General features: G+C 62.3%; 13 protein-coding genes. 8 read left to right on the top strand and 5 right to left on the bottom strand.

The features are described 5' to 3' along the window. Window positions 1-186: 186 nt before the first annotated feature. Entirely contained in the window at window positions 187-2,454 is a 2,268-nt protein-coding gene (locus OX460_RS02255) for a carboxy terminal-processing peptidase (RefSeq protein ID WP_289897495.1), read from the bottom strand. Window positions 2,455-2,975: 521 nt separating this feature from the next. Between OX460_RS02255 and OX460_RS02250 the strand changes: the two genes are divergently transcribed. Next, the gene (locus OX460_RS02250; protein WP_289897494.1) at window positions 2,976-4,946 is read left to right on the top strand and encodes a methyl-accepting chemotaxis protein; all 1,971 of its coding nucleotides are present in this window, start codon (window positions 2,976-2,978) and stop codon (window positions 4,944-4,946) included. Between the two features lie 51 nt (window positions 4,947-4,997). Further along, window positions 4,998-5,270, top strand: a complete 273-nt coding sequence (locus OX460_RS02245; protein WP_099667473.1) for a DUF2007 domain-containing protein — start codon at window positions 4,998-5,000, stop codon at window positions 5,268-5,270. A gap of 126 nt (window positions 5,271-5,396) precedes the next feature. On the opposite strand, the gene OX460_RS02240 is transcribed toward OX460_RS02245, so the two are convergent. Beyond that, window positions 5,397-5,945 (bottom strand): thymidine kinase, encoded by a 549-nt coding sequence (locus OX460_RS02240; protein ID WP_289897493.1) that lies wholly within the window; start codon window positions 5,943-5,945, stop codon window positions 5,397-5,399. A 305-nt stretch (window positions 5,946-6,250) separates the two neighbouring features. Here OX460_RS02240 and OX460_RS02235 point away from each other — a divergent pair, with 305 nt between their 5' ends. After that, window positions 6,251-7,630, top strand: coding sequence for a cystathionine beta-synthase (locus OX460_RS02235; protein ID WP_289898406.1), 1,380 nt, complete (start codon window positions 6,251-6,253; stop codon window positions 7,628-7,630). Continuing rightward, window positions 7,627-8,808, top strand: a complete 1,182-nt coding sequence (locus OX460_RS02230; RefSeq protein ID WP_289897492.1) for a PLP-dependent aspartate aminotransferase family protein — start codon at window positions 7,627-7,629, stop codon at window positions 8,806-8,808. Before OX460_RS02235 ends, OX460_RS02230 begins: the two co-directional genes overlap by 4 nt. A gap of 12 nt (window positions 8,809-8,820) precedes the next feature. On the opposite strand, the gene OX460_RS02225 is transcribed toward OX460_RS02230, so the two are convergent. Both OX460_RS02225 and OX460_RS02220 read right to left on the bottom strand, forming a co-directional pair. After that, complete coding sequence (locus OX460_RS02225) at window positions 8,821-11,019, bottom strand: acylase (protein ID WP_289897491.1); 2,199 nt, start codon at window positions 11,017-11,019, stop codon at window positions 8,821-8,823. Between the two features lie 14 nt (window positions 11,020-11,033). Beyond that, window positions 11,034-11,870, bottom strand: a complete 837-nt coding sequence (locus OX460_RS02220) for a hypothetical protein (protein WP_289897490.1) — start codon at window positions 11,868-11,870, stop codon at window positions 11,034-11,036. 112 nt (window positions 11,871-11,982) lie between these two features. Between OX460_RS02220 and OX460_RS02215 the strand changes: the two genes are divergently transcribed. Both OX460_RS02215 and OX460_RS02210 read left to right on the top strand, forming a co-directional pair. Further along, window positions 11,983-12,429 carry a DUF2939 domain-containing protein gene (locus OX460_RS02215; protein WP_251348257.1) on the top strand — a complete coding sequence of 149 codons (447 nt, stop codon included), beginning with the start codon at window positions 11,983-11,985 and terminating at the stop codon, window positions 12,427-12,429. 125 nt (window positions 12,430-12,554) lie between these two features. Then, a complete protein-coding gene (locus OX460_RS02210; protein ID WP_180278753.1) occupies window positions 12,555-13,058 on the top strand; it encodes a DUF2939 domain-containing protein in 504 nt (167 codons plus the stop codon). Window positions 13,059-13,088: 30 nt separating this feature from the next. Here the strand turns inward: OX460_RS02210 and OX460_RS02205 are convergent, their stop codons facing one another. Next, on the bottom strand, window positions 13,089-14,426 hold the full coding sequence (locus tag OX460_RS02205; protein WP_289897489.1) for a polysaccharide deacetylase family protein: 1,338 nt from the start codon (window positions 14,424-14,426) through the stop codon (window positions 13,089-13,091). Between the two features lie 267 nt (window positions 14,427-14,693). On the opposite strand from OX460_RS02205, the gene OX460_RS02200 reads away from it, so the two are divergent. Then, a complete protein-coding gene (locus OX460_RS02200; protein WP_010399127.1) occupies window positions 14,694-14,906 on the top strand; it encodes a hypothetical protein in 213 nt (70 codons plus the stop codon). 11 nt (window positions 14,907-14,917) lie between these two features. After that, entirely contained in the window at window positions 14,918-15,313 is a 396-nt protein-coding gene (locus OX460_RS02195; protein WP_289898405.1) for a nuclear transport factor 2 family protein, read from the top strand. The last annotated feature ends 364 nt before the right edge of the window (window positions 15,314-15,677 follow it).

The raw sequence follows: 15,677 nt of genomic DNA, 5'->3' as shown, positions 1-15,677 counted from the left end.
CCCGCTGCGGGAGCGGGCTGAATCTATTTTCTTGGAGGAGAATAGAGGAGACGAGTGCATTATGCTGCGTCGCGGCATATCAATCCAATTGATTGTTGGAATGATAGAAATACGCCAGACAGATAACTGATGGCGCAAAAAAAAGCCGGCTCCGCAAGGAACCGGCTTCTTACGCAACCACAAGCCTTATTTCGCTGCCGTCACCGGCGTCGCCTTGCTGTCCGCGCCATATGGCAAGACCTTGGACGCCATGCGGCTATCGGCCTTGATCAGCGCAACTTCGTCGGCCAGGATGCGCGCTGCTTCGTTCAACAGCACGTCCTTCGCGCTCTTCGCGGCCGTTTCAGCGTCCAGTTCGGCGCTCAGCGCCCGTTCGTCACCCTGCAAGCCGTCGTCCGTGCGCAAGGCGCCCTTCACGGCGGCGATCTGCTTGGCCGTCTTGTTGGCCGCTTTCGCGCCCTTCAGCACGTCCTTCGGATCGGGAATGACCACCAGGTCGTCGGCAGGGTTCGAAATCTGCGCGATCAGGCGTTTTTCACGGGCCTTGGCGCGCGCTTCCTGGGCATCGCGCTCCTTGCGGCGCACGGTTTCATTGAGCGAAATCTGATTTTCCTTGCGCTGCTTGACGACGAGAGCTATGTCATCGAGCAAGTACTGGAAATCCTTGTCCTTGGCCACGCGCGCATCATGTTTCTTGTCCAGCAGCGGCACGATCTCCTTCAGGTCGCCCGTCGGTATGTAGGACGCCGGCTTGATCGCGACCCATGGCAGGGCATTGTCATAGCTCGACTCGCCGAAGTTTTCCGCGTCCGACATGGCTGGCAGCTTGATGTCTGGCGTGACGCCGCGCAACTGCGTGGTGCCGCCATTGATGCGGAAGAACTGGGCGATGGTCATTTTCAGCTCGCCGAAACGGGCTTTCTCGCTGCCGCCGAAACGGTCAAGGTTGAACAAGGTCTGCACCGTGCCCTTGCCGAAGCTGCCTTCGCCGATGATGACGCCACGGCCATAGTCCTGCACGGCGGCGGCGAAAATCTCGGAAGCGGAAGCCGAGCCGCGGTTGATCAGCACGCCCATCGGGCCATCCCAGGCCAGGCCGGCATTCGTATCGCTTTCCACTTCGACCTTGCCTTCGGCATTGCGCTGCATCACGACAGGGCCCTTGTCGATGAACAGGCCCGTCAGTTCGACGGCTTCGTTCAGCGAACCGCCGCCGTTGTTGCGCAAGTCGATCAGGACGTTGTCGACCTTGTCTTTCTTCAACTCGGCCAGCAAGCGGCTGACGTCGCGTGTGGCGCTTTTGAAGTCCTTGTCGCCGCGGCGGCGCGCTTCGAAGTCCTGGTAGAACGTCGGCAGGGAAATGACGCCGATGCGGCGCTTGACGCCGTTGTCGCGCACTTCGATGATCGATTTCTTCGCCGCCTGCTCTTCCATGCTGATTTTCTTGCGCACCAGCGGCAAGACCACGTGCTTGGCGTCCGGGCCGGCGTCGGCCGGCAGGATGTCGAGGCGCACCACGGAATCCTTGGCGCCGCGGATCAGCTGCACCACGTCGTCGATGCGCATGCCCAGCACTTCGGTGATGGGGCCGCTTTCGCCCTGCCCCACGCCGACGATGCGGTCGCCCACTTTCAGCTTGCCCGACAGGCCGGCCGGGCTGCCCGGCACGACTTCGCGCACCACCGTGTATTCGTCGCGCGTCTGCAGCACGGCGCCGATGCCTTCGAGCGACAGCCGCATGGCGATGTCGAAGTTGTCCGACGCGCGCGGGCCCAGGTAATTGGTATGCGGCTCGATCGACATGGCGTACGAATTCATGAAAATCTGGAACACGTCTTCGCTGTTGAGCTTGCGCGAACGGGTCGTGTAGCTTTCATAGCGCTTGTCCAGGGTCTCGCGGATGGCCTTGTCTTCCTTGCCCGCCAGTTTCAGGCGCAGCCAGTCGTTCTTGACACGCTTGCGCCACAGGTCGCGCACTTCCTCGTCATTCTTCGGCCAAGCAGCCTTTTCGCGGTCGAGCTGGTAACTCTCGTCGGCCGTGAAGTCGAACTTGGTTTTCAGCAATTCACGCGCATACGCCATGCGCTCGTCGAAACGCTGCTGGTACAGGTTGTAGATGGCAAACGGCGCCGTCAAGTCTTCATTGATGATGGCGTCATCGAGCTTGGTGCGCAGCGGCGCGAAACGGTCGACGTCGGCTTGCACGAAAAACAGTTTTTCCGCGTCCAGGGACTTGAAGTAGCGATCGAAGATTTTCTCCGACATGGCGTCGTCGAGCGGCATGGCCTTGTAATGGACGCGTGTCAATACGCGCGATGCCCACAAGGCGGCCTGCGTTTGCTGGGCCAGCGGCTTCATGGGTAGCGGAGGAGCGGCGCTCTTGTCCGTCTGGGCTGCGCCAGCGTGGGCTGACAGGGCAAGCACCAGGGTGACCAGCATCATTTGCTTCTTCATCGGCTTCTCCGAAAATTAGTTGAATCAATTCCAGGCGGCGCAGATAGGCATGCGCCAGCCAGCAAGACAGTAAGGGGAATACACGACTGGTCTGCATATTATTCTACAGGATACGGCCTGGCAGTCTCCCATGGAATATCAGTTTCTTCCTGGAAGCTTAAACGCGGATTAAAGGCAGCGTGTCATTCATTACAAAGTGAAACATTCGTGACAAAAATCACATCATCCGCCAGTGACGAACAGAAACATTCATTATTGAAATCAAAAAAGTCAATAGTCAGTCTTTGCAATCCTTGATGCAGGTGATGTTTTTACGCAAAAGAAATGATTCCTGCGGGAAACACTTAGTAACAAAACACAAGCAACATGCTATCATCGCGCCCTGAAATTCAGCTTGCCTGTGCGCGGCCCGACAGCCTGCGCGCCTCCGTTTCAAGCGCATTCCCCACCAGATCCCCTCCCCGCGTGTCATGTCATGACCAGGAATGGCCGAGCTGATTACCCTTTGCCAGACTCACACTATGCCTACAATTTCCTTCTCCCCCCGCCACTGGAGTGTCGGCGGCAAGATTACCGTCTTCACGTTTGCGCTGGTCAGCCTGATCCTCGCCAGCCTGACGGCCTTGACCAGCATCCGCACCTCCAATGCCCTGGAACAGCGCGCCGAAGCGGCCGTCACCAGCGAACTCAATAGCGTCATGACGACCACGGAAGTATTTCATACCGCCATGGTCAACGAGGCGGCCAGCTTTGCCCGCCTGTTCGCGGCCGAATTTCCCGGCCCGTTCTCGATCGATACGGGCGCCATGGTGGCCGTGGCCGGCAAGGCCACGCCGGCCCTGGCCAACGGCAACAGGGTGCTCAACCTCGACACGTCCCTGGTCGACCGCTACACGGCCCAGACGGGCGTGATCGCCACCATCTTCGCCGCCAACGGCGATGAATTCGTGCGCATCAGCACTTCGCTGAAAAAACAGGATGGCGAACGGGCCGTCGGCACCCAGCTCGACCATAACCATCCCAGCTATGCGCCGCTGCGCGCCGGCCAGCGCTTCGTTGGCATGGCAACCCTGTTTGGCAAGCAATACATCACGCAATACGACCCCGTGCGCGATGCGGGCGGCAAGGTGGTGGGCGTGCTGTTCATCGGCCTCGATATCAGCAAGAATCTGGCCATGCTGAAAGAGAAGATTCGCCAGGTCAAGATCGGCCAGACGGGTTACATCTATATCGTCGACACGGCGCCCGGCGCCAATTACGGCCACCTGGTGCTGCACCCGAACAGCGAAGGCAAGAGCGCGCTCGAGTTCAAGGCCAGCGACGGCCGATTGTTCATCCAGGAAATGCTGGCGCAAAAGGATGGCGCCATGCGCTACACGTGGACGGCGCCGGGCGAAACGAGTGCCAGCGCGCGCGAAAAGCAGCTGTTTTACCGTCAATTCAAGGATTGGCAGTGGATCATCGCGGGCGGCACGTTCACGGATGAAATCACCCTGGAAGCGCGCCAGATGCGCAACCAGCTGGCCATTTCCGGCTTCATCGCCCTGCTTGTCTTCGCCCTGCTGCTGTACTGGCTGGTGCGCACCCTCGTGTCGCGCCCGCTGGCCGCCGCCGAAACGGCCGCCGCGCAAATCGCCGCCGGCGACCTGACGGTGCACCTCGATACCAGCAGCCTGGACGAAATCGGCCGCCTGCTGCTCGCCATGAACCGCATCAGCGACAACCTGTCGCAAGTGGTCAGCAATGTACGCGGCAGCGCCGGGCAGATCGCCACGGCGTCCGGTGAAATCGCCAGCGGCAACCTGGATTTGTCGAGCCGCACGGAGCAGCAAGCCAGCTCGCTGGAAGAAACGGCCGCCTCGATGGAAGAACTGAGCTCCACCGTGCGCCAGAACGTTGATCACGCGCAACAGGCAAGCCGGCTGGCGCATGACTCGTCCAGCCTGGCAGCGGCAGGCGGCGCGGCCGTGGCGCAGGTGGCCAGCACCATGGACGCCATCCGCAGCTCGTCGGGCAAGATCGCCGACATCATCGGCGTCATCGACGGCATCGCCTTCCAGACGAATATCCTGGCCTTGAACGCGGCTGTGGAAGCGGCACGCGCCGGTGAACAGGGACGCGGCTTTGCCGTCGTCGCCACGGAAGTGCGCACCCTGGCGCAGCGCTCGACGGCAGCGGCGAAAGATATCAAGGATTTGATCCAGGCGTCCGCCAGCACGGTGGACCTGGGCCATGCGCAAGTGAGCCAGGCCAGCGCCACCATGGACACGGTGGTGGCCAGCGTGCAGCAAGTGAGCACCATCATGGCCGAAATCGCGCAGGCGAGCGAAGAGCAGCGCAGCGGCATCGAGCAAGTCAACCAGGCCATCGCCCAGATGGACCAGGTGACCCAGCAGAACGCGGCCCTGGTGGAAGAAGCGGCCGCGGCGGCCGACGCCTTGCAGGAGCAGGCGCAGGAACTGAACCAGGTGGTGGGCGTGTTCAAGCTGTAAGGACTAGCCCGGTGCTAAGATGGGGATGAATCCACCTTGCCAGGAGGCACCATGCACGACGACTACGTTTTAATTGCCCGGCTGATGATCCCCACGGATGCGCACGTCATCCGCGGCTGCCTGGCCGCCGCCGGCATCGACGTGCTGCTGACGGATGACCAGCACATGCAGGCCGACATGCTGCTGGCGGCCGCCATCGGCGGCGCCCGCGTGATGGTGCGCGAACACGACGTGGCGCGCGCGAATGACATCCTCGCCGCCTTCGAGCGGGGCGACCTGGCGCTGGCGGACGATGCCGATGTGGGCGCGCCCGTCGCCGAATAAGAACACCTGTCAAAACCTACTGCGCGTCGTAATTTGCGGCCTGCGATGCTCACTGTACCTTCGTACAGTTGCGCTTCTCAACCACAACGTCCTTCCGCTCGCTACGGTTTTGCTAGGCGTTGTAAATCAGGCATAGAAACAGCGTCCGCACGCCTGGCGGTAACTCTCGTTGCCGCCAATACTGATCTGCTCGCCTTCCTTGATGCGGCGGCCCTGCTCATCCACGCGGATGTTCATCGTGGCCTTCTTGCCGCAAGTGCAGATATTCTTCAATTCCTCGATATCGTCGGCCAGCGCCAGCAGATAGGCCGAGCCGGGGAACGGTTCGCCCTTGAAATCCGTGCGCAAGCCGTAGCAGATGACGGGCACGCCCTTCACTTGCGCCAGCTGGTGCAATTGTTGCACTTGTGCCGTGCTGAGAAATTGCGCTTCGTCAACCAGCAGGCAAGCGACCTGGGAAATTGCGTCGAGGAAATTCGTGTCGGCATGGAAAATATCGACCTGGCGCTGCGGGCCCAGGCGCGAAGTGACCCTCCCCACGCCGTAGCGGCTGTCGATGGCGGCCGTGTACAGGCGCACCTGCTGGCCCTGCTCTTCATAGTTGTGCGCGACCTGTAACAAGGCCGTCGACTTGCCCGCGTTCATCGCGGAATACCGGAAATAAAGTTTTGCCACTGCCGCCTGCCCTGTTTGTCTGGTTTTCAGGATACTGTTTAGTTCCTTTTCGAGGCGTGATTATAAATCGCAATGGCGGGCTTGCGGCAGCTTAATAGTCGTGCCGCTGGCGCGGCAAGCGGGCTAAAAACGGCGCATACTCGAAGCGCGCACGCCACAAGCGATATGCGAAAGCCGCATATGCAAGCATGCAAACATTCGTTCGCCGCACCCGTGCACCCGCCTACACTGCGCGGCACGGAAGGCGGCTCGGGACACAATCCGGAGCGGCTATTTCTCTGACAGGAGCCACCATGAATGATCGAATGCCATCCCCATCCCAGCCGCCAGCGCTATACAAGCTGATCGGCAACACCCCACTGGTCGAAGTGACCAGGCTCGACACGGGCCTGTGCCAGCTGTTCCTGAAACTGGAATCGCAAAATCCCGGCGGTTCCATCAAGGACCGCATCGGCCTGTCCATCATCGAAGCGGCCGAAGCCGACGGCCGTTTGCAGCCGGGCGGCACCATCGTCGAGGCGACGGCCGGCAACACCGGCATCGGCCTGGCGCTGGTGGGCCGCATCAAGGGCTACCGCGTGATCCTTGTCGTGCCCGACAAGATGTCGACGGAAAAAGTGCTGCACCTGAAAGCCCTGGGCGCCGAAGTGCACACCACGCGCTCGGACGTGGGCAAGGGCCATCCCGAGTACTACCAGGATTACGCGGCGCGCCTGGCGCGCGAACTGCCGGGCGCCTTCTTTGCCGACCAGTTCAACAATCCCGCCAATCCGCTGGCCCACGAAACGACGACGGCGCCCGAAATCTGGGAGCAAAGCGGCCATGACGTGGATGCCATCGTCGTCGGCGTCGGTTCGTCCGGCACCCTGACGGGCCTGACGCGCTACTTCCGCAAGGCGCAGCCGAAGCTGGAATTCGTGCTGGCCGACCCGCAAGGCTCCATCCTCACCGAATACATCGACACGGGCAAGGTATCGGACACGAGCGGCTCGTGGGCCGTCGAAGGCATCGGCGAAGACTTCATTCCCTCGATTGCCGACATGGACAGCGTCACCAAGGCCTACACCATCAGCGACCAGGAAAGCTTTGATTCCGCGCGCGCCCTGCTGCTGGCCGAAGGCATTTTAGGGGGCTCGTCAACGGGCACCCTGCTGGCCGCCGCGCTCAAGTACTGCCGCGAACAGACCACGCCCAAACGCGTCGTCACCTTTGTGTGCGACACGGGGACGCGCTACCTGTCGAAGGTCTACAACGACGGCTGGATGCGCGACCAGGGCCTGCTGCAGCGGGCCTTGTCCGGCGACTTGCGCGACCTGATCGGACGCCGCTACGACGAGGGCGACGTCGTCAGCGTGGCGCCGGGCGACACCCTGCTCACGGCCTTCAACCGCATGCGCGCCAGCGATCTGGCGCAGCTGCCCGTCATCGACGGCGGCCAATTGGTCGGCATCCTTGACGAATCGGACTTGCTGCTGCACGTTTCCGGCGACGCCGCGCATTTCGCCTCGCTGGTGGGCGCCACCATGACGACGCAGATCGAAACCCTGGCGCCGTCCAGCGGCTTGCCCGCCCTGCGCGCCACCCTGGACCGGGGCTTGACGGCCGTCGTCGCCGACGACAGCGCCTTCTATGGCCTGATCACCCGCTTCGACCTTCTCAACCACTTACGCAGGACACTATCTTGAGCCAACAAACGCCCCGCAAGAGCCGCCTCGCCACCCGCGTCATCCACGCCGGCCAGTCGCCCGACCCGTCGACGGGCGCCATCATGCCGCCCATTTACGCCACCTCCACCTTCGTGCAGGACAGCCCCGGCGTACATAAAGGCCTGGACTACGGCCGCTCGCACAATCCCACGCGCTGGGCGCTGGAGCGCTGCGTGGCCGACCTGGAAGGCGGCAGCGCAGCCTTCGCCTTCGCCTCGGGCCTGGCCGCCATCTCGTCAGTGCTGGAATTGCTGGACGCGGGCAGCCATATCGTCGCCGGCGACGACATGTACGGCGGCACCTACCGTTTATTCGAGCGCGTGCGCCGCCGCTCGGCCGGTCATGAATTCACGTATGTCGACCTGACGAATCCGGAAAACCTGCTGGCCGCGTTGCGCCCGGAAACGAAGATGGTTTGGGTGGAAACGCCCACCAACCCGATGCTGAAACTGGCGGATTTGCGCGCCATTGCCGACATCTGCCGCGAACGGGGCATCATCGCCGTGGCGGATAACACCTTCGCCAGCCCGCTGGTGCAGCGCCCCCTGGAACACGGCTTCGATATCGTCGTGCATTCGACCACCAAGTATTTGAACGGCCACTCGGACATCATCGGCGGCATCGCCATCGTCGGCGCGGAAGAACGGCAGGCGGAATGGCGCGAGCAGCTGGGCTTTTTGCAAAACTCCGTGGGCGCGATTGCCGGGCCGTTCGACAGCTTTTTGGCGCTGCGCGGCGTGAAGACCCTGGCCATCCGCATGCAGCGCCATTGCGAAAGCGCCCTGGCCCTGGCGCAGTGGCTGGAACAGCAAAAGGAAGTGCGCAAGGTGTTTTATCCGGGCCTGGCATCGCACCCGCAGCATGCGCTGGCGCGGCGCCAGATGGATGGCTTCGGCGGCATCATCTCGATCGACCTCGATACGGATTTGGCAGGCGCGCGGCGCTTCCTCGAACGCTGCGAGGTGTTCGCCCTGGCCGAAAGCCTGGGCGGCGTGGAAAGCCTGATCGAGCACCCTGCCCTGATGACGCATGCCAGCATCCCGGCCGGGCAGCGGGCCAGGCTGGGCATCGGCGACGGCTTGATCCGCCTGTCGGTGGGGATCGAGGATATCGAGGATTTGCGCCATGACCTGCGCACGGCGCTCGACGCGATTTGATACGCCCGGCGGCTATTTTCCGGGGTGGTACCTGCGCTCCAGGTGCTTCGCCACGTCCTCGGGATAAAACAGCACGTCCTTGAATTCGCCGCGCGCATACATGGCCGCCTGGTCCCGGAAGTGCGGCGACTTCGGGTCGCCGCTCTGGCCACCGGCGAGGATGCTTTTCGCCTTGATGCGGGGACCGAATTCCACGGCCGCCACAAAGCTGTTGCCGCGCTCGCCATAGATGCGTCGCGTGGTGCTCTTGCTGCTCTGTCCATACGCGGCCAGCGCACCCCAGTTGCCCGACGCGTAAGGCACGGGCAGGCTGGCTTGCGCATCGTCAAACGGCTGCACCACATCCCCCGTCAGGCGCTGGAAGCGGTTGATCTCGCCCCACGGCGTTTGCCAGTTGCCGAAATCGCGCTGCAGTTTATCGGCCGCCGTCGCCAGTGCAGCCAGGCGCTGCGCCGCCGTGACCTTGTCCGTCGCCAGAAAATCGACAACGGGCACGCCCTGCTCGCGCGCCTGTTTTCCTGCCAGCTCGGCCAGCTCCTGGCCCCAGAACACGGCCAGCGAGGTGGCGGTGGAGTCCAGCGCATAGCGCCAGTCCCAAGCCCGCAGCAAGGCCACCTTGTCGGCCAGCGCCAGCTTGTACGCGTCGCCCGCCGGCAGCGCATCGTATGCCGCGAACAGGGGCGGCAACAGCGCTTCGAAGGCCGTCAGTTCGCTGTCGTACGAGGCGGCGATCAGCTTGTCGAGCGTGAAATCCTTCTGGTTCTGGAAAACCTTGACGGCATGCAGGCCGCGCGCGTTTTCGCCGTACACGGACATGTAGGCGGGATAGTCGCTCTGGCGCGGACTGTTGGCGCCGGCCGCCGAATACGGCCAGTTGTTCGTGTTCTGTATCCAGCCATTCTTCGGATTGAACAGGGTGATGGTTTGCGCCACCGTGTGCAGCCCTTTCCATTCCGTGGCCGGGTCGCTGCCGTCGACAGGCTGCTTCCAGTTGAAGCGCGGGTCGCGCACGGGGATGAAATTGCCGTGAAAGTAGGCGATATTGCCATCCGCATCCGCATACACCGTGTTGTTCGACGAATTCGTGCGCAATTCCATCGTTTGATAAAACGCAGCATAATCGCGCGCCTTGGTGCGCGCGTACGACTGCATCAAAGCCTTCAACGGTTCATGCATCAGGCGCACGGCCACCCATTTACCATCCTGCGCGCGCACGATGGGGCCGTGGTGGCTGTAGTGGACGGTGATGGTTTTCGACCCCATGCCGCCATCGGCCAGTTTGTAGGGCAAGGTGATGGGCACGGTTTTCAAGGGGCGCAAGCCGCCGTCATAGCGGTAGAACCAGGCGCCGTCCTTGTCGACGATGCTTTCCAGGTATTCGTCGATGACGTCGCCGCCGCCCGAGGTATGCATCCAGCCCAGGCGGTCGTTAAAACCCTGGTAGACGAAGAACTGGCCCCAGGTGACGGCGCCATACGCGTTCAAGCCTTCGCCGCTGGTGACCTGCACTTCGGGACGGAAGTAGAACGAGGTGTGCGGGTTGATCATCAAGAGCGCATGGCCATTTTTGGTGATGGCGGGCGCGATGGCGAAACCGTTCGAGCCGCTGGGCTCGGGATCCAACCCGGTCTCGATGCTGGCCAGCGCCACGGCGGCAGGACTGGCCTGCTGGCCGTAAAACGCTTCGAGCTGCGCCAGGTTGATCGATTCGATATCGCCGCCGATGCTGCCCTCGCTGAAACTCAAGGCCATCCACGGCTCGAAATGCGTAATCAGCCGCGGTTTGACCTGCGGATGCGTGGCCAGGTAAAAGTTCAGGCCATCGGCAAAGGCGTCCATCAACTTGCGCAGCCAGGCCGGGCTGGCGCGGTACTGCGCCTGCAGCTCAAGCGGGTCGATGAAGAGCTTCATGCGCAGGTCGCGGTACAGCTCCCGTTCGCCCTCCACTTCCGCCAGGCGCCCCATGGCGTTGATGTAATTGAGTTCCACGCGGGGGAAATCGTCTTCGGCCTGCGCATACATCAGGCCAAACACGGCATCCGCATCCGTCTTGCCCGTCACATGGGGAATGCCCCACGTATCGCGTGCGATGCTGACATTGGCCGCCTGCGCCTGCCAGCGGGCCATGTCCTTGACAGAAACAGCGGGTGCGGCCAGCACGGGAATACTGGCGACAGCAACTGAGGCAAACAGGGCACTGCGATGTAACATGCCAAAACTCCAGATCAGGATGCGTCAATCAGGGCCGCGATGCGCTGGTTCAACTCCACATTTTCCGCCTGCAGCTGCGCCACCTTCTGTTTCAGGCTGGCGATCTCGCCGCGCAGGCGTTCCGCTTCGGACGGCGCCTGGGCCACGTTATCCGCCCACGGCTCGTTGCCCGTCTCCGGCGTATCCTGCGATACATGCACCTTCGGCTCGCGCGGCGTGCGCGTGGCAGCGCGCTGTTCGCGGATTTCCTTGGCCGCCTGGCGCAGCAGTTTTTTGCCGCCGGCGACGGCCGCCACCTGTTCTTCCGGCGGCAGGGATGCCACGGTGGCCGCCGCATTGATCGAGATCGTGCCCGAACGGACGGCTTCCACCAGTTCCGGCGACGCCGCCTTCTGGATCTTCTCGATCTGGCTGATCTGGTTGCTGCTCAATCTCGCTGCCTTGGCCACCTCTTCGCGCGTGCTCATGGGTGCCTTCGGCGCGTTTTCGCCTTCCGGCGCATCCTGGGCGCTGACGGGCGCCGGGCTGCGCGCGGCGACGATTTCCTTCTTGCGCAGGGCCAGCACGCCGCGCTGGAAGTCCGACACGCTGCGGCGCGCCAGGTGATTGTCGATCATCCACAGCATGACATCGTCGAGCGAGGTAAAGCTGGTGTTCTGGATGGTCTTGAATTCGATGCCATGCTGGCGGCAGATGGCGTAGCGGTTATGCCCGTCGATCAGCACGTCGTTCCACAGCACCAGCGCATCGCGGCAGCCTTCGGCCAGCAGGCTGCGCTCGAGCGCCGCGTACTCGCTGGCGGTGAGCGGGTCGATATACGACTGCAGCACCTGATTGATAGTGATATTCATGGTTGTCCTCAATATTGCGGCGCGATGGTCCGCGCCGGCACGAATGCTACACCATCCACCGCCCCTGGCCGGGTAAAATCACGGCGGCACAGCTCATACAAAAACACGGACCATGAAAAGAAAGTACGCCACCGCGCTCATTTTTGCCGTCGCCGCCATCGGCTTCACCTGGGTCAGCCCCTATATCGCCATGTACCGCATCAGCATCGCGGCGAAATCCGTGCGCCTGGAAAACCTGGCGCAGCAGGCCGACCTGCCCGCCGTGCGCGCCAGCGTGGCGCGCCAGCTGCGGGCGGCCGGCGAAACGGCCAATGAGGACGATTTCAAGGAAATGCTCGACACCATCGTCTCGCCGCCCGGCATCACGGTATTGATCCTGCATGGCAAGCACGGGGCGGACGGCAAGCGCCATGACTTCGGCATGGCGTACCGCTCGTGGAACGAAGTGGTGCTGCGGCGCAGCGGCGCCGGGCCCGCCGCCAGCCAGTTTTTGCTGCGCCGCCATGGCATCTGGGACTGGAAACTGACGGACATCACCTTGCCGCCGGAATTACTTTAAAGAAACTTGATCTAAAACAACACTTACTTAAACCTCTATATTGATTTTGGGAAATATTATGTAGAATGCCAACACTTCAGGCGCACCGGGTCGCCAGGCATCCGAGAGATCGCACGATGAAAAGAATGATGCTTCTCGCTGTAGTGGCACTGGTCGCGCTGGCCGGGGTCTTCTATGGCAGCCCGTATTTCACCATGAACAAGATTCGCACGGCAACGATGGACGAGGATACCCAGGCCCTCGCTGCGCATATCGACCTGCCCCAGTTGCGCGGCAGCCTCGGGCAACAACTGCACACCCTGTTTTCGGCGCCCGAAGTGGCCGACGACATCAGTCCCGACGTCATCGACCCCTTGCTCGATACCATGTTGATGCCCGAAGGCATCGTCGCCTTGATGAAGCTCAATGACCGCTACGAAAAACCGCTCGCCAAGGTCAGCGACATCAGCGGCCGCAAGCGCAATACCAAGCCAGACTACAAACTGCGCTACACCTCCTGGGACAGCGTCGTGGTGCAGCGCGCCCACAGCAAAAGCCATATCGGCGAACTGACGCTGGCGCGCGACGGCCTGTGGCACTGGAAGCTGGTGTCGGTGGCCCTGCCGAAGAACTTGCTGGCCGACGCCTGAGGCGCCGGCGCAGCCCTGCTCCCGGGGCGATCAGCGCCGGTCCGTCACCCTGCCCGTCGTATCGGCAAACCAGCGGCTATGCGACACCACTTGCAGCGCTCCGGCAGCCACTTGCCCCGCCAGCCATGCCAGCAATTCATCGATGACCGCATACGAAGTCTGGTAATCGGACGTTGGCGTCCTGACGATATCGTGGCCGTTGACAAACACAAAGCTGTCGTCGCCCATCGCCGTCTGGATCGCCGCCTGGACTTGCGCAAAGCTGGCGTCGTTTGTCAGGTTGACCGTGGAGGTGTTGAGGATGTAGGCATCCTTGTCGTTGCCAGTGAAAAACATCTGGTCGAAGCCGCGCTCGGCCGTATAGCCGGCGCCGCGCGCCGACAGGAAACCGGCGGCGCGCATAGCGTTGATGGCCGTATTCGTCCACAGCGATTCGACCCACGCATGGTGCGATGGCCCGTCGCCGCCGATACCGGCGGCGCGCATCTTGTCCCTCCCCACCTGCAGCGCGGTGACGTACTGGGCCGAACCCTGAACCGCCACATTGTCGTGCACGCTCTGGTGCAGGGTAAAGTCGAACAGGCGCGACGGATCGTCGAAGCGCACCTTCATGCGCTCGGCCGACATGTAATCGGGCTGCCCCAGCAGGGAAGTGACGATGGCAAACGAGGCCGGCAAATCATAGTATTTCAGCCGCTCCATCAGATACGTATCCCAGGAGGCATAACCATCGTCAAAAGACAAGATGACGGTGGGCAATTTACGCTTCGGCAACGCCGCAAGCATGCCCAGCCAGATGGTTTCCGGCTGCGTCGTGGCGGCGGTCAGCTGCACGGTAAATTTCCCGCGCGACAGGTTTTGTGCCGTGGGCGTGCCCTCGCTATCGAGCGGCGTGGCCAGCTTGGGCACCCACCACTCATTGTTGACGAACATCAAGGTGTCGGCGGCGGCGGAACCGCCGTAATGCAAGGCATTCAGGAAGCCGGACCAGAAACTGCTGTAATCGCTGTTGCCCAGGTAAATCATGCCCCCCGTCTGCATGATGGCGGCATTCGTCGAGCGCAGCGCGAAGGAAAAGCGTTGCAAATCCCAGTTGAACGGAATGCGCGGCTGGCCCTTGCCGGCAGCGCCTGTCGTGCCCACTTTCACGACGGTACCGGCAGGCAAGCCGGCCGGCAGGTCGATGCGCAAGGAAGGGTAGCCATCCTTGAACGACACGGCGGCATCGAGCGACACCATGCAGCCCGACGTCACATCGCTGTCCCAGAAGGACAGATCGTGCGTGGGCATGAATTCCAGCGGCGTATTGGTGACTGGCGGCGGGGGCATGGAAAAGCGGGGCGGTGCGTCGGGGTACTGGCTGGACATGGTGCGGCTTTCAAAAGTATTGCGCGCGGCGCCGGCGGAACAAACGCTGCACGGCAGAGAAGGATCAATCAACATTGCCTTGCCAAGCTTTTTCGCCAGGAGTGCTTGTCAACTATATCACTTAATTGCCATTATGCAAATAAATAATGAAGCCCGGTCATGCCTGCCGCGGCGGCCATGGCGCAGCCCGCGCGCCAGGCCGGCACGGCATCGCCCAAGCCCGCGCGGCACTGCTATCATCGAGCTTTGATTTCCATCGGAGGCTCCATGTCAGACCTGGTACAACACGCACTGGCCCACGCGGGCAAACCGGCCACCACGCCCTGGGTGGTCACCCTGATCAGCGGTGAAAAACTCACCGGCCCCATTTCCCCGCTCAGCGACGGCTGCTACGCCATCGGCCTGGGGCAAATCAAGTATTTTTCCAGCGACAAGGTCGCCTGCCTGAATGTGTCGGGCGCGGGCGCGTTCCCCATCTGAAGACCTTGGCAATGGACCACGCGCGGGAGCAGACGCAGGACGGCGCACGCCTGGCGGCGCAGCTGCAGGCGCTGGAAGCGGCGCTGCAAAGCCGGGCCGTGCGCGCCGACAGCGCCAGGCTGGCAGCGCTGCTAGCCGACGAGTTCGTCGAATTCGGCAGCTCGGGCAAGCTCTGGACACGCGCCGCGACCCTGGCGGACTTGCCGGCAGAAGATTTTTGTCCGCGCAGCATCAGCGATTTTCAAGCCCGCCTGCTGGCTGACGATGTGGCCTTGGTTAGCTACCGCTCGCAGCGCCACGCCAGCGGCGCCCTGCCCGCCAGCGCCAGCTTGCGCAGTTCGCTGTGGAAGTGGCGCGATGGCCGCTGGCAAATGATTTTTCACCAGGGCACGCCCATTCCCGGCTGATCCGCACACGGGGATAGCCGCCACCGGCACCGTCCCCTGTCGCGCAGCAACAACACGCCCCTGCCGAAAAAAATCCGCGGCAGCTGTTGTATTTCCAGTGCCCGGGCGCGGGCTGCACGGCAACAGCCCTCCCTCTGTTTGCGTTTCCGCAGGAAACCTCCATCGCCACGCCAGGCCACTTTGCGCTCGCGCAAGCCTGCCGGCACTCCACTATGCACCCGCCCAATATTGACGACAAATACGATTTTATTCGTGTATTCAGTCGAAAAACATCTGAATGAGCGCGCCTGAAAAATGGCATGAATACCAAAACTTTCCGTGCTAGCATGATTTTTCGTCCAGCTGGCCAGCGCCAGCTTGCAGC

This window comes from Janthinobacterium sp. SUN033 (assembly GCF_030397595.1).
Classification (GTDB): domain Bacteria; phylum Pseudomonadota; class Gammaproteobacteria; order Burkholderiales; family Burkholderiaceae_D; genus Janthinobacterium; species Janthinobacterium kumbetense.
This window is presented reverse-complemented; position numbering and strand designations above follow the sequence as displayed.

Bases quoted from the DNA above. Each gene is read 5' to 3' on its own strand.
- OX460_RS02255 (WP_289897495.1), bottom strand. From the start codon at position 2,454: ATGAAGAAGCAAATGATGCTGGTCACCCTGGTGCTTGCCCTGTCAGCC.
- OX460_RS02250 (WP_289897494.1), top strand. From the start codon at position 2,976: ATGCCTACAATTTCCTTCTCCCCCCGCCACTGGAGTGTCGGCGGCAAG.
- OX460_RS02245 (WP_099667473.1), top strand. From the start codon at position 4,998: ATGCACGACGACTACGTTTTAATTGCCCGGCTGATGATCCCCACGGAT.
- OX460_RS02235 (WP_289898406.1), top strand. From the start codon at position 6,251: ATGCCATCCCCATCCCAGCCGCCAGCGCTATACAAGCTGATCGGCAAC.
- OX460_RS02225 (WP_289897491.1), bottom strand. From the start codon at position 11,019: ATGTTACATCGCAGTGCCCTGTTTGCCTCAGTTGCTGTCGCCAGTATT.
- OX460_RS02220 (WP_289897490.1), bottom strand. From the start codon at position 11,870: ATGAATATCACTATCAATCAGGTGCTGCAGTCGTATATCGACCCGCTC.
- OX460_RS02215 (WP_251348257.1), top strand. From the start codon at position 11,983: ATGAAAAGAAAGTACGCCACCGCGCTCATTTTTGCCGTCGCCGCCATC.
- OX460_RS02210 (WP_180278753.1), top strand. From the start codon at position 12,555: ATGATGCTTCTCGCTGTAGTGGCACTGGTCGCGCTGGCCGGGGTCTTC.
- OX460_RS02205 (WP_289897489.1), bottom strand. From the start codon at position 14,426: ATGTCCAGCCAGTACCCCGACGCACCGCCCCGCTTTTCCATGCCCCCG.
- OX460_RS02200 (WP_010399127.1), top strand. From the start codon at position 14,694: ATGTCAGACCTGGTACAACACGCACTGGCCCACGCGGGCAAACCGGCC.
- OX460_RS02195 (WP_289898405.1), top strand. From the start codon at position 14,918: ATGGACCACGCGCGGGAGCAGACGCAGGACGGCGCACGCCTGGCGGCG.